Origin of the sequence: Bacillus sp. Root131, from assembly GCF_001429475.1 — a bacterium.
Lineage (GTDB): Bacteria > Bacillota > Bacilli > Bacillales > Bacillaceae_G > Bacillus_A > Bacillus_A thuringiensis_S.
The window spans coordinates 65,150-87,491 of record NZ_LMJQ01000045.1 but is presented as its reverse complement, the minus strand read 5'-3'; the positions used below and the strand labels follow the sequence as shown (position 1 = coordinate 87,491).

The window sequence follows — 22,342 nt, the reverse complement described above, 5'->3', positions numbered from 1 at the left end:
CAACTATGTCTTGTGAGTGCTCAGGGTCAGCATTAACTTGTTGTCCAGATAAAAATTATGTGCAAGATAAAGTGTGTAGTCCGTGGTCTGCTACTGTAGTTGCAACAGCAATTGATAATGTTCTCTATACAAATAATATTAACCAAAACGTAGTTGGTACTGGTTTTGTTAAATATGATGTTGGACCAGGCCCAATTACTGTAGAGGTACTTGATTCTGCTGGGGGTACAATTGATACACAAACATTAAACCCAGGAACGAGTATTGCTTTTACGTATCGCCGCTTTGATAGTATACAAGTTGTGTTACCTGCAACACCTGCTGGAACGTATCAGGGAGAATTTTGTATTACAACACGTTATCCACTTTCATAGCAGAATAGGAGAGGTTCAAAATGGGAATGAGAAGTTCCAGTTTGTCTTGTTGTTCTAATAAAACACTTGTGCAAGACCAAGTATGTACAGACTGGTCTATTACAGGTGCTGGTACTCAAATTGTATATACAAATAATATCACGCAAGAAGTATATGGTTCAGGTTACGTGAAATACGATGTGGGAGCCAACCCGATTACAGTTGATTTTTTAGTAGGGGCAACAGTAGTTGATACAATTACTGTACAACCACAAAGTAGTGGTACTTTCACTGTCCGATATTTTACTACTGTCCGAATTACTACGACAGGAACGACTGTTAATCAAGGTGAGTTTTGTATTACAGTACGTTATCCAATCTCATAAAAAGCATACCGTGAACGGTATGCTTTTTTTGAGAAAGTAATGAAATTGGTATTCTATAAGCAACATGTAAATTCGCAACAGTACTTGCCTTCTAAATATAGTGAAGGATTACTTGTTATATTGATAATACTGACTGACTGTAAGTTTTTTCCTGTGTACGATATTGTATTACCAGGAAACACAGTGAAAATATTGGTTGTGGCTCCAACGATTTGAATTGTAATTGATTCTGTGCTGCTAGTACTATTGTAAACCGAAACAGTACCTGATATAAGTAGTATCCCATCACTTTGCCACAGTATCATTGATTGTGATGCATCTTTGGTAGAAGGAATGGTGTTATTAGTTATAAGGAAATTCCCTGCAAATTCATTTGTTACTCGCTCGCAATTTGGATTTGGAGGAGGGGGCGGTGGACAAGGGGCTGGACAAATAATAGATAAAGGAGCGAAACAGCCGATATTTTTTTTATTCTTCAATACAACCCCTCCTTTTAAGTGGTCTTTTACTACTATTAAATGTAAAAGCATGGCCGATGTGTTAAAAAAAGAAGGAAATATTAAAAATTAAGATTGTCTAATAGGCTTAAACCTTAACTTATCATTAGTGTTATAGAAAAGATTATATGTGAATAGTCATAGGAAAAGAATGATCAGACTCTTTTAGACAAAAGGTGGTTGTATACAATAGTACGAGGAATGTTGGACTTAATTTCTAATTAACTGTATATTTACAAAAATCTAATAAACTTCATTTTTTATTTAAACGACATTAACATGTATTAGATAAAATAGCCCTTGTAATGAATCAATTATTATGAGGAGGATTCACGTGGAAAGAATTGCTTTACGAAAAGTAAAAGGTCTTATTGGATTATTGATGGTTTTTGTATTAGCATTTGTATCATTTCCGTGGAGTACATCAGTCAAAGCGGAAGAGAAAAAGCAAGAAAAGGCACCAAGTGAGAAGAAAATAGTTTTCCCCGTTGTAAGTGATGTTCATATTAAAAATAGTGGAACAGATGATATGTTTCGCTGGAAAAGAGCGATTGAACAGTTCAATACGCTTGCACCAAAGCAAGATGCGTTCGTAATTGTAGGAGATTTTACTGATTCAGGGTCTGTGCAGCAATATGATCGTTTCATGCAAGTGTATAATGACAATGCAAATAAAGATGCGGTACGAATGAATTCTCTAGGTAATCATGATTATTGGAACGGTTTATCAGTAGAGGGAGCACAGAAGCGTTTCTTAGAAAAAACAGGAATGGAATCAATTTATTATCATAAAGTGGTAAAAGGGTATCATTTTATCGTAATGTCTCCAGAAAATGAAACGACACATGGGTATTATTCGGACAAACAAATTAATTGGTTAAAAGAAGAAATGGCAAAGGCGCAAAAAGATGATCCAGAAAAACCGATTTTTGTATTTTTACATCAACATATTAAAGATACAGTGTACGGTAGCCAAGAATGGGGAACGAAGGATAGTGCAAAAATTAATGCAGTATTAAAAGAATATCCACAAGTCATTACGTTTTCAGGTCATTCGCATTATCCATTAGATGATCCAAGATCGATTCATCAAAAGGACTTTACATCTGTTGGTACCTCTTCTGTAAGCTATATGGAGGTAGAGGGTGGCAAAGTGCAAGGGAATATTCCTTCAGAATCGCGTGCATTAAGCCAAGGTTTATTAGTAGAAGTAGACGATAAAGAAGTAACGATTAATCGACGCGATTTCCATACGAATTCTTGGACAGGCGAGCCATGGAAAATTCAGTTGCCATCAAAGAAAGAAACTTTTACACATGTAGAAGATCGTGATAAAGAAAAGCCATCTTTTGCAAAAGATGCAAAGTTATCAGTATCGAATGTAACAGAAAATGCAGCAACAGTAACATTCATGCAAGCATTGGACAACCTTCTTGTTCATTCTTATCGCGTACAAGCTAGAGATAAGCAAACTGGAGAAATAAAAAATAAATTACTAGCATTTTCAGAGTTTTATCGTGACCCAGTGCCGAAAGAACTGACATTTACACTTGCAGGATTAGATGGCGGGAGAACATATACGTTTGAAGTAGTCGCGATTGATTCATTTGGTAATGAAAGTGTGCAACCGTTAACGGCAGAAATTACTACGAAAAAAGATAACATTGATCCGAATGTGAAAGTACCAAAGGCTGATATTTTTGATGTGAATTTCTCAGATGGTACATTTAAAGACAATTCACCATTTGGTACAAAAGGTGAATTGAAGGGTAATGTGACTATTGAATATGATAAAGCATTGAAAAAGAATGTTATGAAGTTAAATGGAAAAGCTAATACATTTGGATATATTCCATTTTCAGCAGCACAAAAAGAGAAAATAGCAAATACGTTTACGTTAGAAACTGTGTTTTCAATGAATGAAATTCGCGGACAAGGTATTTTGCAAAATACAGAGAGCGGCGGAATTGGTTTTGAGTCTATAGGAAGTGGATATGTTGAATTATGGGCTCACATTGGCGGTAGCTACAAACGTGTTGGCGTTCAATTGGAAGCGAACAAAACGTATCATTTAACAGGAACATATAACGGAAGCGAAGTGGCAATTTACGTAGATGGTAAAAAAGTAAATAGTCAGTTAGCTCAAGGAAAAGTTTATAGCCCGAACGTACCATTTGCATTTGGAGCGGATCCTGATAGCAATGGAAATGGCGGCATTCCATTAAACGGTCAAATCGCGCTTGCAAAATTATATAGTAAAGCGTTAAGTTCTTCAGAAGTATTAGCAGCGTACAATGAATTTTCTAACCGTACGAAGTTAGAGCAAGTCAACGCATTATATGAGGAGCTAGGAAAAGTAAAGGAAGTGTTAGATGGTACGTATGAGTTTGGTGGTAAGCCAGGTCAATATTCAAAGGAAGCATTTCAAGAACTAGAAAAAAGCTATAACACTGCTAAGCAAGCATTTGAAAATGTAGGAAGTACTGGGGAACAAATTATTCAAACATATAACGAATTAAAAACAGCTAATGTAACATTCGTACAATCAAAAGTGGCAGAAGAACAACCAAAAACACCGAAAGAAAAATTACAGATCAATATTGAATCTGCAAAAGCAGTAGTGAAGAAAGCGCAAGCTGTAAATGTAACAGATGGTTCAGTGAAATCATTGCAACAAAAAATTACAGTTGCAGAAGCTGTATTAAAAGATGCGAAGGTAAAAGATGCACAGGTAGAAACGATGAATCGTACATTAGAATATGCGATTTCACTCGTTGAAAAAAGTATGAACAAATAAGAGAGAAGAAAAGAAGCTTATCATGATAGGCTTCTTTTTTGTTATACTAAAAGTAGCATAGAAAGAAGGAGCGAATAATTTGGAACAGAAAAAGCTAAAAAGAATTCTTGAATATGTATGGATCGCGGTTGTGCTCCTTGTAGGATATTATTTCTTAAAAGAGAAAAGTATTTGGGTTTTATTTTTAATGACTTTCTTATTAGCAGGACTAGGAACGTTATTTATTAACTTTTTCTTTGATAGTTTGAATGCCTGGAAGAATAAAAAGAAGGGAACGAAGTAAAGGAGGGAATATATGCAAAAGTGGAAGCTCATATATCAAGTAATCATTTTCATAGTGCTTGTAGGTATTGGCGTTTTTAAATATTCTACACCAATAGGAAATTGGGCGTGGTTTACAGCTTGCATCGGCATATTTTTCATTTTACAATCGTTAACGAAAAAATATAATTGTACAGAAAGATAGCTCGCCGCTAAAACGGCGAGCTATTTTGTTATGCTTTTTTCTGTTCATCATTCGTTTTTTCGGTAGCTAAATGGCTATGCTTTCTAGAGTAGAAGAAATAGAAGCATAAACCGACTATAAGCCAAGCTATAAAGCTAATCCATGTCGTTTTAGATAAATTAGCCATCAAATATAAACAGCAAAGAATCGCGACAACTGGTAATACAGGTACGAAAGGTGTACGGAATCCACGTTTTAAATCAGGATGTGTTTTTCGTAAAATAAGTACCGCGCAGCAAACGAATGTAAAGGCTGTTAACGTACCGATGTTTACTAAATTTGCTAGCAAATGTAAATCTAAAAGTCCTGCTAATAAAGCGGCAATAACGCCAGTAATCCACGTATTTAATAAAGGGATTTTTACTCTTTTATTTACACGTGCTAACGCTTTTGGAAGTAGACCGTCACGGCTCATCGCATACGAAACTCGAACTTGTCCATACATAACGACTAAGAGAACGGTTGTCATTCCAGTCATCGCTCCAACAGCGAGTAGTCCTGCAATTGCATCCTCACCAACGAAATGCAATGCAAATGCAACTGGATCAGAAACGTCTAATTGCGTATAAGGAACCATACCTGTTAAAACGAAAGATACGATCATATATAAAACAGTACAAATAAGAAGAGAACCGATAATACCAATTGGTAAGTCACGCTGCGGTTTTTTCGTTTCTTCTGCAGCGGTTGCGATTGCATCAAAACCTAAAAAGGCGAAGAATACAGTGGCAGCTCCGGTAATAATACCGTCGTATCCGAATGGAATGAACGGTGTCCAGTTTTCAGGTTTTACATATTTTGCGCCTGCTACGATAAAGGCAATGATAACAGCTAGTTTAATAAGAACCATAATATTATTAATGCGTGCACTTTCACGTATACCAAAACTTAAAAGACCAGTAATAAGAAGTAAAATGCAGACAGCTGGTAAATCGATGAGACCACCTTTTCCTACGCCGGGGGCCGAGGCGATTATGGCGGGTAGGTGTATATTGAACCCTTGTAGTAATGATTGCAAATAACCAGACCAACCGACAGCTACTGCTGCAACGGCAAGTAAATATTCGAGCATTAAACACCATCCGACGATGAAGGCGACGACTTCTCCGACTGTCATGTATGCGTAAGTATACACACTTCCTGAGACAGGAATAGAAGAAGCAAATTCAGCATAACAAAAGGCTACACAAGCACAAGTAAATGCAGCAATAAGGAATGATAGCATAATACCAGGACCAGAATGTTTTGCTGCAACAATACCTGTTAATACAAAGATCCCTGTCCCAATTACGGCGCCGATCCCTAAAAACGTTAAATCGAGTGCAGTTAATGTTCTATCTAGCTGCTTTGGTGATTCAGTACTAAGCGCTTTTTTTCGTAATAATGACTTCACTTTGGACTCTCCCCCGTTTTTTCATTTCCATAACTGCGACTATAGTATGAGCCCATTAAAAAAGAGTATGTAAGGAAATGGAGGTACAGTTATGGTATGTAGTTTTTTAAAATTGCTGGATTAATCTTAATATAATTCAGAATATTTTGTCAAATAAAAATATGAAAAATAAAATTCGGATCAATAGGGGAAACTACTTGCAGAAATGAACGGGGGTTAACGACCCACTGATTAAAGTTAAAGTAGGAGCAGATGCTATGTTATTTTATTTTGAACTTGTCGTCATTTTACTTTGTACGAAATTAGCTGGTGACATTAGCGTGAGACTTGGTCAGCCTTCTGTACTTGGTAAGTTAATTGTCGGTATTATTATCGGTCCAGCTGTACTCGGTATTATTAATAGTTCTGAACTAATTGATGAACTGAGTGAGATTGGTGTTTTGTTACTTATGTTTATGGCGGGACTTGAAACAGATTTAGAAGAGTTAAATCGGAATTTGAAATCGTCATTTGCAGTAGCGGCTGGTGGAATTATTTTTCCTTTCATCGGTGGTTATGTAACAGGATTGCTGTTTGGATTAATGCAGTCCCATGCCATTTTTTTAGGATTATTACTTTGCGCAACATCGGTTAGTATTACGGTGCAGACGCTACGTGATTTAGGAAAAATGAATACGAGAGAAAGTACAACAATTTTAGGTGCTGCCGTATTTGATGATGTCATTGTCGTTATTTTATTGGCATTTGTAATGAGTTTTTTAGGAACACAAGATGTAAATATAACACTTGTCATTGCAAAGAAAATTATTTTCTTTGTAAGTATTGTTTTTATTGCTTGGAAAGTCGTTCCTTGGATTATGAAAATGCTTGTCCCGCTTCGTGTAACAGAAGCGTTAATTAGCGCGGCTCTTATTATTTGCTTCTCTTTTTCTTATTACAGTGAAATGATGGGAATTGCAGGCATTATTGGAGCATTTGCAGCAGGAATTGCTATTTCTCAAACAGAGTATAAGCATGAAGTGGAACATAAAATTGAACCGATTGCTTATGCAATATTTGTTCCAGTATTCTTCGTAAGTATCGGAATGGAAATTACATTTCAAGGCATTGGAAGCCAGCTTTGGTTCATTATTATTATGACCCTCATTGCGATTTTCACAAAGTTAATTGGATCAGGTTTAGGAGCGAGATTGACAGGTTTTAATCTCCAATCTTCTATTAGTATTGGCGCGGGGATGGTATCACGTGGTGAAGTAGCACTTATCATCGCAGCAAATGGACTTACGGCGAATTTATTAGCGAAAGAAAATTTCACAGCGATTGTTATTGTTGTTATATTGACGACGATTATTACACCGCCACTTTTGAAGAAATATTTTGTATAGAGAGGAAGGGCTTATCTGATGTAGGTAAGCTCTTTTTTTATTCCAAAAAGCAATGGTCATATAGCATGAAGGGTTTGTAATTATGGTAAAATCTATGTATGTGATATGACAAGGAGAGGGAAGTGTGAAGATTACGAAGGAGAAGGTTATCGGTGTAATCGTACTTATTGCAGTATGTATACCATTTACTGCATGGAAAGAATCAAAAGTGAAAGATTTTCCGGTTTCTATTTTTTCGGAAGAAGCAGATGGTGAGTACGGTCAGAAGCTGAAATATACTGCCTTTTTACCTGATGTTGCGATTTGGATGAACGGTTGGAAAGAGAAGTGGACAGAAGGAGAAAGAACTGTTTATCAAAAAGGGAATCGCATTGTAAATGTGTTTCATCCTCCTGGCGATGATGGTTTTTACCTTCTTGAAGCAAGAGAAAATAAGTGAACGCAACCGTAAGAAGTGGAGGTTAAATAGTGAAAGCTTCAACATTACTATTTAAAATTGAAAGTAATATGGATCAATTTTCACCAGCTGAAAAGAAGGTTGCCATGTACATAATGGAGAATGCAGAGATTGTTCCGAACTTAACGACGAAAGAAGTGTCAACGAATGCAGGCGCAAGTGAGGCGAGTGTCGTTCGTTTTTGTAAGTCGATTGGGATCGGAAGTTTTAAAGCATTTAAGATAGCACTCGTTCGTGAATTAACGATTGCTGATTATAATATTAACGATTTTTCAGTGATGAATACGGAAGATGGACCGTACGATTTGTTTAATAAAGTCACTTATGTGAATAAAGCTGCAATTGAGGCGAGCGTTACTGCGATAGATAAGAAGGAACTTGAGAAAGCTGCAGATCGTATTGTCAATGCGGGCAAAATTATATTTTACGGCGTAGGTGGATCAGCTACGCCAGCAATGGATGGGGCGTATAAATTTACACGGCTTGGATTTACAGCGATGATGCTATCTGATTTTCATATGATGTTGCCGCTTGTGACGAATTTAAAAGAAGGCGATATATTTGTTGCGATTTCAACATCTGGTCGAACGAGAGATGTGCTTGAAATGGCGCAGTATGCAAAGAGACAAGGTGCAACTGTTATTGGAATTACGAAGCTAGATCAATCATCCCCCTTATATAAAGAAGCGGACATTCGTCTTTGTATGCCAGATGTAGAACAAGATCATCGTATTGCAAGTATTGCGTCGAGAATGACGCAACTGAATATGATTGATGCTTTATATGTGATTACTTTCAACCGAATTGGTAATAAAGTATTGGATCAATTTATGGAGACGCGAGAAGAAGCGTTGCGGTTACGGAAGTTAAAGTAGAAGAAAAGATGAGGAGACTCATCTTTTTTATTATCTTTGACACAAATATGTCATGTTGTGAAATTTTATTTCGTAAAATAAGAAAGGGATATTGATTTTTAGTTTCTTAAAGTTATAATAAAAGTGTGAAATATAATTTCAAAGAGGGTGACAATATGTTAGAAAATTTATCGACAGAACATCGTAATGAGAAAACAATGAATCTGGATGAAATGAGTATAAAAGAAGTGTTGCAAAGTATGAATGAAGAAGATCGAACTGTTGCGTTAGCAGTTGAAAAAGAGATAGAACAAATTGAAAAGGTTGTACAGACTGTTATTAAATCTTTTGAAGAAGAGGGACGTTTAATTTACATTGGTGCTGGTACGAGTGGTCGTTTAGGTATTCTAGATGCAGTGGAATGTCCGCCGACATTTGGCACGGATGATAAAATGGTGCAAGGATATATAGCAGGTGGGTTGAAAGCGTTTACTAAAGCGGTGGAAGGTGCCGAAGATCGCGAAGAGTTAGCAGAAGAAGATTTAAAAAGTATTGGATTAAATGAGAAAGATACAGTGATTGGAATTGCTGCAAGTGGCAGAACTCCTTACGTAATTGGCGGCTTGAAATACGCACAGAGCGTAGGAGCGAGTACAGCGAGTATTTCTTGTAATAAAAATGCTGAAATAAGTAAATATGCAAAGTTAAATGTAGAAGTAGAGACAGGTGCAGAAATATTAACAGGATCAACGCGTTTAAAAGCTGGTACAGCACAAAAATTAGTGCTGAATATGATTTCAACAGCTTCGATGATTGGTGTAGGAAAAGTATATAAAAACTTAATGGTAGATGTTCAATCCACAAATGAAAAGTTAGTAGAACGGTCAAAACGAATTATTGTGGAAGCAACAGGCGCTAGTTATGAAGTAGCGGCAGAGTATTATGAAAAGGCAGAACGTAACGTAAAAGCTGCCATTGTTATGGTGTTGTTGCAGTGTGAGTATGGGGAAGCACTGGAGAAACTAAAATACGCAAAAGGGTTTGTGAAGAAAGCACTATAAAGTAATAGGAAGGGGGATTCTATTATGAAGAAAGAAGAGAGAATGGCCAAGGAAATTTCGGAGCAACTTGGGGGAATAAAAAATATTCGTAGTATTGCTCATTGTATGACGAGACTACGTTTAACGCTTCATGATGAAAGTAAAGTAAATATGGACCTTTTGAAAAAAGTTGAAGGCGTTATGGGTGTTATAGAAGATGAGACGCTTCAAGTTGTCGTTGGTCCAGGAACAGTAAATAAAGTAGCAGCTGAAATGGAAGGTTTGACAGGACTACGAATTGGTGAGGTAGCAGATCATCACCTTGAAGATATTGGGCAAGAGATGAAATCAGAGATTAAGAAGAAAAATAATACACCGGTGAAAAACTTTTTACGAAAAATAGGAAGTATTTTCATCCCATTAATTCCGGGGCTTGTTGCGTCAGGAATTATAAACGGGGTTGCTAACTTTGCGAAAAATGCTGGTGCTGATCCAAATGCAACGTGGTTACAAATGTTACTACTCATTGGCGGCGGTATCTTTACATTCTTAGGAATTTTAGTCGGCTGGAATACAGCGAAAGAATTTGGCGGGACACCGGTTCTTGGGGCAATTGCTGGTATTTTAATTTTCAACCCGGCGATGGCAAACGTAAAATTGTTTGGTGAAGCATTAGTGCCCGGACGGGGCGGATTGTTTGCAGTTATTTTTGCAGCATGGCTTATGGTTGTAGTGGAAAGACAAGTTCGAAAAGCAGTGCCAAATGCAGTTGATATTATCGTGACACCACTCATTACTGTATTAGTTGTAAGTATCGTAACGATGTTAGCCATTCAGCCATTAGCAGGTTTCTTATCAGATGGTATTACGAGCGGAATTAATGCTATTTTAAATATTGGCGGAGCATTTGCTGGCGCAGTACTTGCGGGAACATTTTTACCTCTCGTTATGGTCGGATTGCATCACGGTTTAACACCAATTCATATGGAATTTATTAATCAAACACACGTAACACCTTTATTACCAGTGCTCGCAATGGCTGGTGCTGGCCAAGTGGGCGCAGCAATTGCGATTTATGTGAAAACAAAAAACAAACGACTTCGTAACGTAATTAAAGGTGGATTGCCAGTTGGCTTTTTAGGAATTGGTGAGCCGTTATTATACGGGGTTACATTACCACTTGGGAAACCGTTTATTACTGCTTGTTTAGGAGCAGCTGTCGGTGGTGCATTCCAAGCAGTTATGCAAACAGCTTCTCTTGGGATTGGCGTATCAGGGCTATCTTTAATTCCGTTAATTGCTGACAATAAATATTTACTCTATTTCTTAGGTTTAGTAATTGCATATGCTTTCGGATTTATCTTTACGTACTTCCTCGGATTTAAAGAAGAAATGGCAGAAAACATATAGAGAAAGGGATTCCTTTCTCTTTTTCTATTAATAGAAAGGGAGATTTATATGATCGGAGTTTCCATTTATCTTTCAAAAGAACGAGTAGAGAAACAAGAAGAGTGGCTAAAAGTGGCGAAGGAAAATGGATTTTTGTCTATTTTTACATCACTTCATATACCAGAGGATGATCCTGGTACGTATAAAGAGTTAATTCAGATACTTGGGAAGCAGGCTCTTGAAAATGAAATGGAGTTAATGGTTGATGTTTCTCCAAAATCGTTACACCATTTAGGGCTAACATATGAAAATGTGGAAGAGTTATTGAACTGGGGCATTACCGGTTTAAGAATGGACTATGGCATCACGCCAAAAGAAATCGCCCGCGTATCTCACAAGATGAAAGTAGCTTTAAATGCGAGTACGATTACAAAGTCATTTTGGAAAGAGTTACTTGCAGAACATATAAGAGTAGAGAATGTAGAAGCGTGGCATAATTTTTACCCACGTCCAGAGACGGGACTAGCAAAGTCCTTCTTACAAAAACAAAATCAATATTTACAGAAGTGCGGAATAAAGACGATGGCATTTATTCCAGGAGATACGGAAAAACGTGGCCCGTTATATGAAGGGTTACCAACGTTAGAAAAACATCGCAATATGCGCCCGCTTGAAGCGTACGTAGAACTTGTTCAAGATTGTGGTGTTGATAAAGTGTTGATTGGAGATATAAGCGCGAGTTTGGAAAGTATGCAAGAAGTAGCTAGTGCAAGTAGAGGGATTATTCCATTGCGTTACAAATCATTTATAACTGATAAAGAAGTATTAAAAGTGGTGGAGCAAGTGCATACAAATAGACTAGATCCGGCTCGTGATGTTATTCGATCTGTAGAATCAAGGGAAGGAAATAGAGTGGTTTTACAGCCGATGCATACAATTGTAAGAAAGAAAGGCAGCATTACAATTGATAATGAATTGTACGGTAGATATGCAGGGGAGATGCAAGTTGCTACACATGATTTACCTGTAGATGAGAAAGTGAATGTTGTGGGAATGGTTGTGGAAGAGGACGTGTCTTTACTGCCTTATATTGGCGCTGGAAAAATGTTTCAACTTTTTCTATGCGATAGAATAAAAGCTTGAATTAGCGCTATTTTGTAGGAAAACATTATCCGTAAAACGGATAATGTTTTTTGTTTTCTTTAAAAAAGTATTTGACGAATGAAATAAAATACCGTATTGTTTTGACTTGTAAATAAAAGTTCACCATAACAAAACAAAAAGGAGAGTTCAAAATGAATCAATATATTGGGAATTTAATTATTCGTATCGTGTTAGGAGTTACGTTCTTTGCACACGGTTTAGCAAAGTTTCAATCAGGTATCGATAATGTAGCAGGATGGTTTACAAGCATCGGTTTACCAGGTGGCCTTGCATACGGCGTAGCAACTGTAGAATTAGTTGGTGGTATATTATTAATTATCGGTTTAGGTGTACGATATGTAGGATTGTTATTCGCTCTTATTTTAGCTGGAGCTATCGTAAAGGTAAATGGAGCAGCAGGTTTATTAGGAGATGGAAAGAATCCAGGATATGAATTAGATCTTGCATTATTATCAATGGGTGCGTATTTATTCGTAGTAAAAGCAGAAGGATATGTAGATCGTTTCTTAAAAGAGAAAGTAATGAAAACGAAGTAAATTTTATTTATAAATTGTTGACTTGAAGAATTATTGTAACTATAATGATTACAACTAATGAATTACGAATGAAACAATTTAAATATTTTTTTACACAAGGCGTAACTACGTTGGTTACGTCTTGTGTAAAAATAAATAAACGGGAGGAAGTAATATGCCTAAATCAAATTTAGAAATTATTCAAAGCACGTATGAAGGATCAGCTTCTTCGAATGCAAAGCATTTAGCAGAAGCCCTCTCTGAAAAAGTGGAATGGACAGAGGCAGAAGGTTTCCCGTACGGCGGAACATATAAAGGCGTGGAAGCTATAATGAAAAATGTATTTAGCCGTTTAGGATCAGAATGGGATGATTATAAAGCAAGTGTAAATACATATCATGAAGTAAACGGAAAAGATGTAATTGTTGCTGAAGGTATGTATTCTGGAGTTTATAAAGAAACAGGAAAATCATTTGAAGCAGAATTTGTTCATGTATGGCAGCTTGAGAATGGAAAAATCGTGAAGTTTAAGCAGTATGTAGATAGTCATATTGTTAGGGGAGCGATGAAGAGCTAATGCTTTTTAAATGGATTGTAGGTATATGTATTACCATTATGGTAATCATCTCTTCTATAGTTGGCGGAAAGAAATTGCTTGCATATGTGGAAAAAGAAAATACAAATATTCAAACCGAGCGAGCGGCAAACGAAAAAGAGAAAAAAGCTGCAGAAGAAGCCCCGCAAATTAGTGAAGGTGAAATTATTTCTACTATGCATAAAATGGTGCATCAAAAGGTAAAATCCTCTGAAAAATGGGGATTTGTAGAGATGACAAAAAAGGAAATTTCTAATGTAAAAAGAGATATTGAAAATAGTACAGGTTTTCAATATAAAATGAAGTTATTTTCTATTATAAACAGATGGGAAAAAGGAGATTTTTCTCAAACTGTTGAGGAGCATAACTTTTTATGGAACCTCGAAGGTGGAGATACTGGCAAGGCGACGGAACGTTTATCGCCAGAAGAGGAAAAGCAGTATATAAAAGAAATGAAGAGTAAATAAAAACATCGCCAACCCAGATGACGATGTTTTTTCATTAAGGATGTTTTCGCATTAAAGGTCTAACAGGCTGAACAGCGACAGTTTTGAAATGAGAAAATAAATAACATCCTGTTACAACGACAATTGTTCCTAAAATTTGTATCCACGTTAATTCTTCTCCGAGGAATATGAATGCTAAAATGGCTGTGAAAATTGGATTGAAGTTTAGAAAAATACCTGATGTAGTTGCGCCTAATTTTTGTACGCCAATATTCCAAAATACCATACAAAGAACTGTCGAAATAAGCCCAGTATATAAAAGTGATGTGATGAAAGAAGTATTTATATTTGAAACAGTGAAGCTACCTATGTTAAACGGTAGTAATAAAATAACGCCGAAAATACCAGAGTACAACGTTGCCATAAGTGGTGTAGTTGTTTTTGTTGCCCATTTACTACAAACAGAATAGATTCCCCAAATACAAACTGCTGCAATCATCCATAAATCGCCGCTATTAAAATGTAGTGAAAATAAAAGCGAGAAATCACCTTTTAATAGGACGAGGATAACCCCGAAGAATGAAAGAATCATGGATAGGATTTGAAGTGTATTTACTTTTTCTTTTAGAAATAATACTGAAAATAATGCGATTGAAATTGCATTCAATGTAGAGATAAGACCTACATTCGTAGCGGATGTTTTTTCTAATGCTAAAAATTGAAAGATGTTAAAAAGAGCGACCCCTGAAATTCCCATCAATATTAACGGAAGTATTGCGGTACGTGGTGGAAGGATTTTCTTTTCTTTAAACCATACCATTGGTAATAAACAAACAATCGCAATCATCCATCTTAAATTTGTCAGTGTCATCGGCGATGCATGATCGACGAGTGATTTTCCAACGACAAAATTTCCTCCCCATAATAAGCTCGTTAGTAATAGTAAAAAGACGTAAAAATAAGGCATGATAAAATCCCCTTTTTTGTAATCAATACTTATTGTAAATAATTTTAGCATTTTTCTTTATTGTGTAATATATTCTTTTGTATAATGGTGAAAACTCGATAAAATCTTTAGTGATGAGTGATATTTACGGAATGATATTCAGTTTCGTGTAAGGTATAAGGTGTTTTTTCGAATAATCATCGGTAAGAAAAAAGGGGGAATTGTAATGGAGTCGTCTGTTATTAAAGTGTTGGATGATTTGGATGTACAAATTTTAGATATATTGCAGAAGGAGTCACAAGTAAGTAATGCAGAGCTGGCACGTCGCGTTAATTTATCACCGGCTGCGATGCATGCAAGAATAAAAAGATTGGATGGGGAAGGTTTCATCGATAAGCAAGTCGCGATTTTAAATCAAGAAAAGCTTGGGTTTGATTTATTATGTTTTATTTTTATGAGTACGAATATTCATCAATTTGACAAGTTGGAAGTGTTGGAGAAAGAATTAGAATCGATGCCGGAAGTGTTAGAATGTCACTGTTTAACAGGAGAGTACGATTATTTATTAAAGGTTGCAAATCGTGATCGTAAAGAACTAGAGCAGTTTATTAGAAAGCTGAATAAGCTTGGTATTACAAGGATACAGACAAGTTTAGCACTTCGTGAAATTAAATATTCGACAGTATTGCCGATACGAAATGAGGAACCGAGCATCGATTAGATTGCTTGGTTTTTTGTTTGTATAAATTGATTGACGAGGAGAAAAGAGAGATGTATTATTATATAAAATTATGAATTAAAATTCATTTGAAGTTATAAATATTAATATCGAGGGCAAGGGGATGTAATATGAAAATCTGTAATGCGGTGACGAGTGATGTGAAAGAAATTTATAGTCTTATTGAGGTTTATGCAAAAGAGGGAGTTGTTTTACCGCGATCTCTTTTGTCTCTTTATCAATATTTGCAATGTTTATATGTTATGAAAGAGGACGAGAAAATTGTTGGAGTTGCTGGATTGCATGTATTGGGGGAAGATCTTGCAGAAATACGATCGTTAGTAGTTTCGCATACATATGCAGGAAAAGGGATAGGGCGTATGTTAGTGAACCATGTAATAAATGAAGCAGCGAAAATAAAAGTGAATAGAGTCATTTCTTTAACATATGAAACGGAATTTTTTCAAAAGTGCGGGTTTGATTTTGTGAATAGAGAGGCGTTACCAGAGAAAGTATGGATTGATTGTAGACATTGTCCAAAGGTTGATTATTGTGATGAAGTGGCGATGGTTCGGTATGTTGGGTGAAAGTTTCAGAGAGAGAAAAGTCCCACTATTATTTATGTAATAGTGGGCATCTATATTTTAGGGGAATTAAGAACTTGAATTCGTTTTTCGTACTGCAAAATTAAAAATGGGATTTTTAAGCTCATAGTTATAAGTAGAACCATCGACAAGCCCTACAACTTTATCATTATCATAAAGATCGAGCATAAATTGTGCCATTTGTTTTGCAGTGTGGAATTTTGGTACAACATTATCGTATTGGAATTCATCAATATCAAATGAACGTTTCGCAAATTCTGTTTCAGTTGCAGCAGGAGCTAAAACTTTTGCTTGCAGTTTTGCGCCTTGTTCTTTCAGTTCGTGAGACAGCCCTTCTGTAAAGGCACTTACATAAAATTTCGTAGCGCAATACGTAACAGCATCAGCAACAATCGTGTATCCGCCGCCAGATGAAACGTTAATAAGCTGTGTTCCATCAACCATTGAATAATCTCGAACGAAAAGAGAAGAGAGTATTGTTAGTGCTTCTATATTGACATGCAACATCGTCTCTATTTTATTTAAATTTTGTTCAGCAATTGAGGCGAAATTACCAAAACCTGCGTTGTTAATCCACGTTTCAATTTGAAAAGCTTGTAGGCTTTCATAAAGTTTATAAACATCTTCAGTCACAGATAAATCAGTTTTTCGAATGACAACATCCAACTCAGGATGCATTTCGTTAATTTTCAATTTTAATCCGTTTAATTCTTCTTGTCTTCGAGCTACAAGTACTAAATTTTTTCCGCGAGATGCAAATGCTAAAGCTGCTTCATAACCAATTCCGGAACTTGCGCCAGTAATAACCGTGTATTTCATATAAAATCCCCCTAAATTCAAATTCATTTATGGTTAGATTGTATTTGTTAGAGTATACTCTAAGTCAAATGTTTTTTATAAATTTGATTCGGTCATAAGATATATGAGGGTAAGCATGTGAAGGGAGTTTGAGTATGTACACAATTAGCGAGGTAGCAAAATTATTAGGAGTGAGCACACATACACTACGCTATTATGAAAAGGAAAGTATATTAATTGCAAATCGTGATACAAATGGAAATCGACTTTACGAAGAGTCACATATAAAGTGGTTGCAGTTTGTAATGAAATTAAAACAAACGCAAATGCCAATAGCGAAAATAAGAGAATACGCTAGACTATATACAGAAGGGGAGCATACAACAGAAGCTCGTTTACAGCTTCTAGAAGATCATAGGAAATCTATTCAGATTCAAAGAGAAAACTTAGAAGTTACAGAGAAGATGCTCGAGAATAAAATTAGTGCATACAAAGGCTCATTGGAAAATAAATAGATGTTGTTATGTGATGAAAAATGGATTTGATCTATGAGTATTTCATCATAGTGTGCGGATAAATAAAAAAGAGCAGCTAGCAAAAGCTAACTGCTCCATTCAAGGGATCTCTCCAAGGGGGAGTGGAGAAAATATTATGTTACTAGCATTATTGACAGATTATTAGGAAATATACAAATCTGATGATAGAAATTTTAAATAAACTTTCGGCATTGACAATTTTTAAAATGTTCATGTACAATACATATGAATGACATTCAGTCATTTTTATGTGACAGGATGCATTTAGCTTAGAAATGGAACAAATACAATGGTAAATGAGGATGATAGTTGTTTTTATATAGTATTGATGAAAGAGTATATTTTTTTAAAACAAAAATGACTGATAGTCAGTCATAAGAGGTGAGAGGTATGAAAAATAGAGCTTGGTTATATGTCATATTAACATGTATCTTTGAAATTTTTTGGGTGTTTGGTTTTAATACGGCTAATACTTGGTGGCATTGGATTATTATTTTAGGAGTTATCGCTGTTGATTTTCACTTCCTTTCTAAAGCGTGTGAACATCTTGCAACAGGAACTGTATATGCTATTTTCGCTGGAGCTGGTACGGTAGGTACTTTCTTAATGGATGTATTTCTTTTCGGTGGAAGTTTCAGCGCAGGCAAACTATTCTTCATTCTTATGGTAGTAGCCGGCGTTATCGGTTTAAAGTTAGCTGACAATAAAGAAGAAACTGTGGAAGGAGTTGCTTAAAAATGGGTTGGTTTTTCGTATTTTGTGCTGCAATTAGTGAAATAGTCGGTGTGATCGGTCTTAAAATGTATAGTAAAGATAAAACTTTAGCCAATGGTGCGATTTATATAGGTGGGTTTGCTACATCCTTCGCATTTTTATATACTTCCTTCTTATTTTTACAAGTAAGTGTCGCGTATGCGGTTTGGATTGGTATCGGAACAGCAGGTGCAGTTTTGTTAAACATGTTCTTGTTTGGGGAGTCGAAAAGTAAAGCGCGTATTATTAGTGTGTTTCTTATTGTATGTGGAGTGACAGGATTAAAGGCACTTTCGTAAAGATATACTGTATCTCCTAACAAGTCGTTAGGAGATTTTTATTATAAAAAGTGCACGATAATTGACAGTACAGCTAGTTATTTTATAAAATGAGTGACAGTCATTCAATACGCGTGTGAAAGGGTTTAGATGATGAATAAAAAAGAGAAAATTGTCTATGCAGCTATTGAAGTGTTTCAGGAAAAGGGCGTCGAAAAAACGAAGATTTCTGATATCGTGAAATTAGCTGGCATTGCGCAAGGAACTTTCTATTTATATTTTCCTTCTAAGCTATCTGTTATGCCTGCAATAGCAGAAGTGATGGTTGAAAAGATGATACTTGCAGTGAAAGAAAAAGTACAAAAAGATGTACCTTTTTCAAATAAAGTGGCACAAGTAATCGATGCGGTGTTTCACTTTATAGAGGAATATCGTGAAATACAAGCTTTAATGTATGCAGGTCTTGCATCTACGGAACATATAAAAGAATGGGAAGCTGTGTATGAGCCTCTTTATATGTGGCTAAGTGAATTTTTAAGTGGGGCGAAAGAAGCCGGTGAAATTCGTGATTCGGTTCACGCAGAGCGAACAGCGAAGTTATTTATTGCTCTTGTTGAATCAGCAGCGGAACAAGTTTATTTATATGATCATAAAGATGATGAGCAGGTCGAGCTACAAAAGGCAGAAGTACTAGATTTTTTAACACATGCACTACATATAAAGAAATAGTGAGATGAACCTGTCTGAAAAGGTAGGTTTATTTTTGAGGGGAAATGAATGATAGTCATTCACCTAATATTTATGTATGTGTGGAAGGATAGAGTGAAATTCTAATGAGTGGAGGCATCTCTACTCATGATTAGCCCACAAATAGCAGGATAAAGAAAAAGCTTCTTGGGCATTATTTTTTGAGAGGAGCTTACGGGAAGAGGTGTTAAAAGTGAAGAAACCGATAAAAGAACAAAAGATGGTATTGGTCATTCTTTTGAGTAATATATTTATCGCTTTTTTAGGGATTGGATTAATCATTCCGGTTATGCCGTCCTTTATGAATGACATGCATTTAACAGGGAAGACGATGGGATATCTCGTTGCAGTATTTGCAATGGCCCAGCTCATTACTTCACCTATTACAGGCCGATGGGTTGACCTTTACGGTAGGAAGAAAATGATCATCATTGGATTATTTATTTTTGGTGTTTCAGAACTTCTTTTTGGATTAGGAAAAGATGTATGGATGCTTTATGTAGCAAGGGTATTAGGCGGAATTAGTGCTGCGTTTATTATGCCTGGTGTTACGGCATATGTTGCGGATATTACATCTATTCAGGAACGTCCAAAGGCGATGGGATACTTATCTGCGGCTATTAGTACTGGATTCATTATAGGGCCTGGAATCGGCGGATTTATTGCAGAATACGGTATACGTGTGCCGTTTTTCGTTGCAGCAGTGATTGCTTTTATAGCATGTGTGATTTCGATTTTTATTTTAAAAGAACCGTTAACGAAAGAAGAACTTGCAGAGATTTCTTCTAATACGAAGGAATCAAGTTTTATTGGTGATTTAAAAAAATCATTACATCCAATGTATGCAATTGCATTTATTATTGTATTTGTACTCGCATTCGGATTATCAGCGTATGAAACAGTGTTTAGCTTGTTCTCTGATCATAAATTTGGTTTCTCGCCGAAAGATATTGCAGCGATTATTACAATTAGTTCAATCTTTGGGGTAGTTGTACAGGTATTTATGTTTGGCAAATTGGTAGACATGTTCGGTGAGAAAGTATTAATCCAAATATGTTTAATTGTAGGGGCAGTATTAGCATTCGTCTCGACTGTAGTCTTTAATTATTGGATTGTACTTCTCGTTACTTGCTTCATTTTCTTAGCATTTGATTTACTTCGTCCAGCTTTAACGACGTTTTTATCAAAAGCAGCTGGAAAAGAGCAAGGATTCGTTGCTGGTATGAACTCGACTTATACGAGTTTAGGAAATATCGCAGGACCGGCGATGGGCGGAATATTATTTGATATGAATATTCATTATCCATATGCATTTTCAGGCGTTGTTTTAATAGTTGGTCTCGGCATTACATTTATGTGGAGAGAGAAACAGTTGGCTGAAAGTTTTGCGAAGTAATAAAACCCCTTACGACGGTAAGGGGTTTTTGTTTTATCCTGATTAAAGTTTCATTTTATAAACTTAACCCAAACCGTTTTAATTCAATAAAAATCCCCTCTAATTGCTTTCCTTTATCCGTTAATGTGTACTCTACACGAGGCGGAACTTCTGGATATACTTTTCTCGTTATAATGCCTTGGGATTCTAATTCTTTTAGTCGAAGCGATAATGTTTTTGGACTAATCCCATCCATTGATTTTTGTAAATCACTAAAGCGTAATGTTCCTTCGATAAGAAGATCACGAATGATTAAAAATGTCCATTTTGTACTAATTACATCAAGCGTTTTAGCGATAGGACAAGGTATGCCAGGTAAACCTTTCGTTAATTCAACTGGATCTATATTGTTCATGGAACTAGCCTCCATAAAATTTTTTTGGATGAATTTGCTTTATAGTATCACAAAACTATACTTTTGGTAACTATATGAAAAAAATATCACTACTTCCATAAAGGAAGTTAGTGTATATACAATAGTAATACGAAGCAAAAAGGATTTATATAAGGAGGTGGTGATTTCCATGGGGATAAAAAAGTTATTTGGATTTCTTAGTTTGTTTGTTATTTGTATTGTGCTTGTAGCATGTGGTGTGGAACAAAAAACTGAAGTTCAATTATTAAAAGAAATGCCAAAGCCAAAAGCAATGACAATTGATCCCTCACTAAGTAAAAAAGAAGCGACAGAAATGGTTCATGCGGCGCAGCGTTTTTATGCATTTTGGGATACAGGTAAGGAGGAACTTATTCCGCAGACTGTTACTAAAGATTTCTTCGATAATACATTGCCGAAAGGGCGACCACAAGGCATTGAAGGATTAAAGTTTGCAGCGCAAAATTTTCGTAAAGTTGTGCCTGATATACATTGCGAGATTGAAGACTTATTAGTTGTTGGTGATAAAGTAACAGCCCGTCTTTCTTTTACAGGAACACATAATGGTAAGAAAATTAATTTTTTTGCAATTGATATTTTACATGTGAAAGACGGAAAGATAACGGAAGATTGGCATTTAGAAGATAATCTTACACTACAGCAGCAACTCGGCTTAATAGCTGAAGAGTAGATCATATAGGGGAGAGGAAAGCGATGAAAAATATATTTATTATAAATGGACATGAAAAATACGGTACAAAGGAAGGACGATTAAATAAAACGTTAGTAGATTATATGGTTACTGTATTAGGCGAGAATCATCATGTGAAAACAACAACGATTCAAGATGGTTACAATATTAAAGAAGAACAAGATAAGTTTTTATGGGCTGATGTTGTGATTTATCAAACGCCGATTTACTGGTTTAGTGTACCGGGCTTATTTAAAACGTATATGGATGAAGTATATGAATACGGTTTGTTCTTTAAAGGTGCTGATGAATATGGAACAGGTGGTTTATTAAAAGAGAAAGAGTATATGTTCTCTACAACTTGGAATGCACCTGAAAAAGCATTTGGAGATAAGACGAAGTTCTTTGAAGGAGAAAGTTTAGAATCAGCGCTTAGTCATTTACACCGCGTGCAGAAGTTTCTCGGTATGAGTCCGTTAAAGAGTTTTGCTTGTTATGATGTGGTGAAGAATCCGGATATAGAGAAGTATTTAGGGAACTTGAAGAATCATTTAGAAGAAGTCATTCAATAATTAGAGTCATCCCCGTATTTAATGCGGGGATGACTCTATCCATAACTTCGCAAAATTTGCCCAGCCGAATGAATCAGTTGTTACGTTTTTTTAGGAAGGGTGATATGTTATTCT

Annotated in this window: 29 protein-coding genes; 24 read left to right on the top strand and 5 right to left on the bottom strand. The window is 35.9% G+C overall.

Annotated elements, in window-relative coordinates:
- The first annotated feature begins 5 nt into the window (after positions 1-5).
- Positions 6-374: a DUF3992 domain-containing protein gene (locus ASE54_RS32790; protein WP_001277542.1), complete on the top strand. Its 369-nt coding sequence runs from the start codon at positions 6-8 to the stop codon at positions 372-374.
- A 20-nt stretch (positions 375-394) separates the two neighbouring features.
- Positions 395-739, top strand: a complete 345-nt coding sequence (locus ASE54_RS32785) for an S-Ena type endospore appendage (protein ID WP_000525819.1) — start codon at positions 395-397, stop codon at positions 737-739.
- 53 nt (positions 740-792) lie between these two features.
- On the opposite strand, the gene ASE54_RS35570 is transcribed toward ASE54_RS32785, so the two are convergent.
- A complete protein-coding gene (locus ASE54_RS35570; protein ID WP_223308658.1) occupies positions 793-1,173 on the bottom strand; it encodes an S-Ena type endospore appendage in 381 nt (126 codons plus the stop codon).
- Here ASE54_RS35570 and ASE54_RS37340 point away from each other — a divergent pair.
- From ASE54_RS37340 to ASE54_RS36645, 4 genes are all read left to right on the top strand, one after another.
- Positions 1,061-1,309: a hypothetical protein gene (locus ASE54_RS37340; protein WP_003276823.1), complete on the top strand. Its 249-nt coding sequence runs from the start codon at positions 1,061-1,063 to the stop codon at positions 1,307-1,309. The genes ASE54_RS35570 and ASE54_RS37340 overlap by 113 nt on opposite strands.
- A gap of 261 nt (positions 1,310-1,570) precedes the next feature.
- Positions 1,571-4,033 carry an FN3 and LamG domain-containing metallophosphoesterase family protein gene (locus tag ASE54_RS32775; protein WP_000439562.1) on the top strand — a complete coding sequence of 821 codons (2,463 nt, stop codon included), beginning with the start codon at positions 1,571-1,573 and terminating at the stop codon, positions 4,031-4,033.
- Between the two features lie 79 nt (positions 4,034-4,112).
- Positions 4,113-4,316, top strand: coding sequence for a hypothetical protein (locus ASE54_RS32770; protein ID WP_000435797.1), 204 nt, complete (start codon positions 4,113-4,115; stop codon positions 4,314-4,316).
- A gap of 12 nt (positions 4,317-4,328) precedes the next feature.
- A complete protein-coding gene (locus tag ASE54_RS36645) occupies positions 4,329-4,499 on the top strand; it encodes a hypothetical protein (RefSeq protein WP_001174833.1) in 171 nt (56 codons plus the stop codon).
- A gap of 28 nt (positions 4,500-4,527) precedes the next feature.
- Here the strand turns inward: ASE54_RS36645 and ASE54_RS32760 are convergent, their stop codons facing one another.
- Complete coding sequence (locus ASE54_RS32760; protein WP_000838713.1) at positions 4,528-5,931, bottom strand: amino acid permease; 1,404 nt, start codon at positions 5,929-5,931, stop codon at positions 4,528-4,530.
- Between the two features lie 257 nt (positions 5,932-6,188).
- Between ASE54_RS32760 and ASE54_RS32755 the strand changes: the two genes are divergently transcribed.
- The 9 genes from ASE54_RS32755 (at position 6,189) to ASE54_RS32715 (ending at position 13,797) form a co-directional block, all read left to right on the top strand.
- Complete coding sequence (locus tag ASE54_RS32755) at positions 6,189-7,316, top strand: cation:proton antiporter (RefSeq protein ID WP_000899807.1); 1,128 nt, start codon at positions 6,189-6,191, stop codon at positions 7,314-7,316.
- 124 nt (positions 7,317-7,440) lie between these two features.
- Positions 7,441-7,755 carry a hypothetical protein gene (locus ASE54_RS32750; RefSeq protein ID WP_000704960.1) on the top strand — a complete coding sequence of 105 codons (315 nt, stop codon included), beginning with the start codon at positions 7,441-7,443 and terminating at the stop codon, positions 7,753-7,755.
- Positions 7,756-7,784: 29 nt separating this feature from the next.
- Positions 7,785-8,648 carry a MurR/RpiR family transcriptional regulator gene (locus ASE54_RS32745; RefSeq protein ID WP_000648168.1) on the top strand — a complete coding sequence of 288 codons (864 nt, stop codon included), beginning with the start codon at positions 7,785-7,787 and terminating at the stop codon, positions 8,646-8,648.
- A 155-nt stretch (positions 8,649-8,803) separates the two neighbouring features.
- The gene (gene murQ, locus ASE54_RS32740) at positions 8,804-9,688 is read left to right on the top strand and encodes an N-acetylmuramic acid 6-phosphate etherase (protein WP_000892355.1); all 885 of its coding nucleotides are present in this window, start codon (positions 8,804-8,806) and stop codon (positions 9,686-9,688) included.
- 24 nt (positions 9,689-9,712) lie between these two features.
- Complete coding sequence (locus ASE54_RS32735) at positions 9,713-11,077, top strand: PTS transporter subunit EIIC (RefSeq protein WP_000711294.1); 1,365 nt, start codon at positions 9,713-9,715, stop codon at positions 11,075-11,077.
- A 48-nt stretch (positions 11,078-11,125) separates the two neighbouring features.
- Positions 11,126-12,199, top strand: a complete 1,074-nt coding sequence (locus ASE54_RS32730; RefSeq protein ID WP_000580616.1) for a MupG family TIM beta-alpha barrel fold protein — start codon at positions 11,126-11,128, stop codon at positions 12,197-12,199.
- Between the two features lie 152 nt (positions 12,200-12,351).
- Entirely contained in the window at positions 12,352-12,756 is a 405-nt protein-coding gene (locus ASE54_RS32725) for a DoxX family protein (RefSeq protein ID WP_001077751.1), read from the top strand.
- Positions 12,757-12,910: 154 nt separating this feature from the next.
- Positions 12,911-13,312, top strand: coding sequence for a nuclear transport factor 2 family protein (locus tag ASE54_RS32720; RefSeq protein ID WP_001126705.1), 402 nt, complete (start codon positions 12,911-12,913; stop codon positions 13,310-13,312).
- On the top strand, positions 13,312-13,797 hold the full coding sequence (locus ASE54_RS32715; RefSeq protein WP_000897993.1) for a PRK06770 family protein: 486 nt from the start codon (positions 13,312-13,314) through the stop codon (positions 13,795-13,797). Before ASE54_RS32720 ends, ASE54_RS32715 begins: the two co-directional genes overlap by 1 nt.
- Before the next feature lie 34 nt (positions 13,798-13,831).
- On the opposite strand, the gene ASE54_RS32710 is transcribed toward ASE54_RS32715, so the two are convergent.
- Positions 13,832-14,743 carry a DMT family transporter gene (locus ASE54_RS32710; protein WP_001146241.1) on the bottom strand — a complete coding sequence of 304 codons (912 nt, stop codon included), beginning with the start codon at positions 14,741-14,743 and terminating at the stop codon, positions 13,832-13,834.
- Positions 14,744-14,948: 205 nt separating this feature from the next.
- Between ASE54_RS32710 and ASE54_RS32705 the strand changes: the two genes are divergently transcribed.
- Positions 14,949-15,443: an Lrp/AsnC family transcriptional regulator gene (locus tag ASE54_RS32705; protein ID WP_000446097.1), complete on the top strand. Its 495-nt coding sequence runs from the start codon at positions 14,949-14,951 to the stop codon at positions 15,441-15,443.
- 128 nt (positions 15,444-15,571) lie between these two features.
- A complete protein-coding gene (locus ASE54_RS32700) occupies positions 15,572-16,027 on the top strand; it encodes an N-acetyltransferase (protein WP_000686659.1) in 456 nt (151 codons plus the stop codon).
- A gap of 66 nt (positions 16,028-16,093) precedes the next feature.
- Here the strand turns inward: ASE54_RS32700 and ASE54_RS32695 are convergent, their stop codons facing one another.
- Positions 16,094-16,864, bottom strand: coding sequence for an SDR family NAD(P)-dependent oxidoreductase (locus ASE54_RS32695; protein WP_000878080.1), 771 nt, complete (start codon positions 16,862-16,864; stop codon positions 16,094-16,096).
- Positions 16,865-16,998: 134 nt separating this feature from the next.
- Between ASE54_RS32695 and ASE54_RS32690 the strand changes: the two genes are divergently transcribed.
- The 5 genes from ASE54_RS32690 (at position 16,999) to ASE54_RS32670 (ending at position 20,553) form a co-directional block, all read left to right on the top strand.
- Positions 16,999-17,358: a MerR family transcriptional regulator gene (locus ASE54_RS32690; RefSeq protein WP_000288075.1), complete on the top strand. Its 360-nt coding sequence runs from the start codon at positions 16,999-17,001 to the stop codon at positions 17,356-17,358.
- Between the two features lie 411 nt (positions 17,359-17,769).
- A complete protein-coding gene (locus ASE54_RS32685) occupies positions 17,770-18,114 on the top strand; it encodes an SMR family transporter (RefSeq protein WP_000796019.1) in 345 nt (114 codons plus the stop codon).
- Between the two features lie 2 nt (positions 18,115-18,116).
- The gene (locus ASE54_RS32680) at positions 18,117-18,431 is read left to right on the top strand and encodes a multidrug efflux SMR transporter (RefSeq protein WP_000539671.1); all 315 of its coding nucleotides are present in this window, start codon (positions 18,117-18,119) and stop codon (positions 18,429-18,431) included.
- 129 nt (positions 18,432-18,560) lie between these two features.
- Positions 18,561-19,139, top strand: coding sequence for a TetR family transcriptional regulator (locus tag ASE54_RS32675; protein WP_002162922.1), 579 nt, complete (start codon positions 18,561-18,563; stop codon positions 19,137-19,139).
- Between the two features lie 211 nt (positions 19,140-19,350).
- Positions 19,351-20,553, top strand: a complete 1,203-nt coding sequence (locus ASE54_RS32670; RefSeq protein WP_000742956.1) for a tetracycline resistance MFS efflux pump — start codon at positions 19,351-19,353, stop codon at positions 20,551-20,553.
- A gap of 55 nt (positions 20,554-20,608) precedes the next feature.
- Here ASE54_RS32670 and ASE54_RS32665 read toward each other — a convergent pair whose 3' ends face one another.
- Entirely contained in the window at positions 20,609-20,947 is a 339-nt protein-coding gene (locus tag ASE54_RS32665) for a helix-turn-helix domain-containing protein (protein WP_001059470.1), read from the bottom strand.
- A 169-nt stretch (positions 20,948-21,116) separates the two neighbouring features.
- Here ASE54_RS32665 and ASE54_RS32660 point away from each other — a divergent pair, with 169 nt between their 5' ends.
- Positions 21,117-21,656 (top strand): ester cyclase, encoded by a 540-nt coding sequence (locus tag ASE54_RS32660; protein ID WP_000511560.1) that lies wholly within the window; start codon positions 21,117-21,119, stop codon positions 21,654-21,656.
- Positions 21,657-21,679: 23 nt separating this feature from the next.
- On the top strand, positions 21,680-22,228 hold the full coding sequence (locus ASE54_RS32655; protein ID WP_000789180.1) for an NAD(P)H-dependent oxidoreductase: 549 nt from the start codon (positions 21,680-21,682) through the stop codon (positions 22,226-22,228).
- Positions 22,229-22,342: the final 114 nt, after the last annotated feature.

What these genes read in the sequence shown, in the direction of transcription:
- ASE54_RS32680 (WP_000539671.1), top strand. Translation starts at nt 18,117, where the DNA reads ATGGGTTGGTTTTTCGTATTTTGTGCTGCAATTAGTGAAATAGTCGGT.
- ASE54_RS32660 (WP_000511560.1), top strand. Translation starts at nt 21,117, where the DNA reads ATGGGGATAAAAAAGTTATTTGGATTTCTTAGTTTGTTTGTTATTTGT.
- ASE54_RS32725 (WP_001077751.1), top strand. Translation starts at nt 12,352, where the DNA reads ATGAATCAATATATTGGGAATTTAATTATTCGTATCGTGTTAGGAGTT.
- ASE54_RS32700 (WP_000686659.1), top strand. Translation starts at nt 15,572, where the DNA reads ATGAAAATCTGTAATGCGGTGACGAGTGATGTGAAAGAAATTTATAGT.
- ASE54_RS32715 (WP_000897993.1), top strand. Translation starts at nt 13,312, where the DNA reads ATGCTTTTTAAATGGATTGTAGGTATATGTATTACCATTATGGTAATC.
- ASE54_RS32730 (WP_000580616.1), top strand. Translation starts at nt 11,126, where the DNA reads ATGATCGGAGTTTCCATTTATCTTTCAAAAGAACGAGTAGAGAAACAA.
- ASE54_RS32785 (WP_000525819.1), top strand. Translation starts at nt 395, where the DNA reads ATGGGAATGAGAAGTTCCAGTTTGTCTTGTTGTTCTAATAAAACACTT.
- ASE54_RS32720 (WP_001126705.1), top strand. Translation starts at nt 12,911, where the DNA reads ATGCCTAAATCAAATTTAGAAATTATTCAAAGCACGTATGAAGGATCA.
- ASE54_RS32790 (WP_001277542.1), top strand. Translation starts at nt 6, where the DNA reads ATGTCTTGTGAGTGCTCAGGGTCAGCATTAACTTGTTGTCCAGATAAA.
- ASE54_RS32755 (WP_000899807.1), top strand. Translation starts at nt 6,189, where the DNA reads ATGTTATTTTATTTTGAACTTGTCGTCATTTTACTTTGTACGAAATTA.
- ASE54_RS32710 (WP_001146241.1), bottom strand. Translation starts at nt 14,743, where the DNA reads ATGCCTTATTTTTACGTCTTTTTACTATTACTAACGAGCTTATTATGG.
- ASE54_RS32685 (WP_000796019.1), top strand. Translation starts at nt 17,770, where the DNA reads ATGAAAAATAGAGCTTGGTTATATGTCATATTAACATGTATCTTTGAA.
- ASE54_RS32695 (WP_000878080.1), bottom strand. Translation starts at nt 16,864, where the DNA reads ATGAAATACACGGTTATTACTGGCGCAAGTTCCGGAATTGGTTATGAA.
- murQ (WP_000892355.1), top strand. Translation starts at nt 8,804, where the DNA reads ATGTTAGAAAATTTATCGACAGAACATCGTAATGAGAAAACAATGAAT.
- ASE54_RS32690 (WP_000288075.1), top strand. Translation starts at nt 16,999, where the DNA reads ATGTACACAATTAGCGAGGTAGCAAAATTATTAGGAGTGAGCACACAT.
- ASE54_RS36645 (WP_001174833.1), top strand. Translation starts at nt 4,329, where the DNA reads ATGCAAAAGTGGAAGCTCATATATCAAGTAATCATTTTCATAGTGCTT.
- ASE54_RS32675 (WP_002162922.1), top strand. Translation starts at nt 18,561, where the DNA reads ATGATGAATAAAAAAGAGAAAATTGTCTATGCAGCTATTGAAGTGTTT.
- ASE54_RS32665 (WP_001059470.1), bottom strand. Translation starts at nt 20,947, where the DNA reads ATGAACAATATAGATCCAGTTGAATTAACGAAAGGTTTACCTGGCATA.
- ASE54_RS32705 (WP_000446097.1), top strand. Translation starts at nt 14,949, where the DNA reads ATGGAGTCGTCTGTTATTAAAGTGTTGGATGATTTGGATGTACAAATT.
- ASE54_RS32735 (WP_000711294.1), top strand. Translation starts at nt 9,713, where the DNA reads ATGAAGAAAGAAGAGAGAATGGCCAAGGAAATTTCGGAGCAACTTGGG.
- ASE54_RS32655 (WP_000789180.1), top strand. Translation starts at nt 21,680, where the DNA reads ATGAAAAATATATTTATTATAAATGGACATGAAAAATACGGTACAAAG.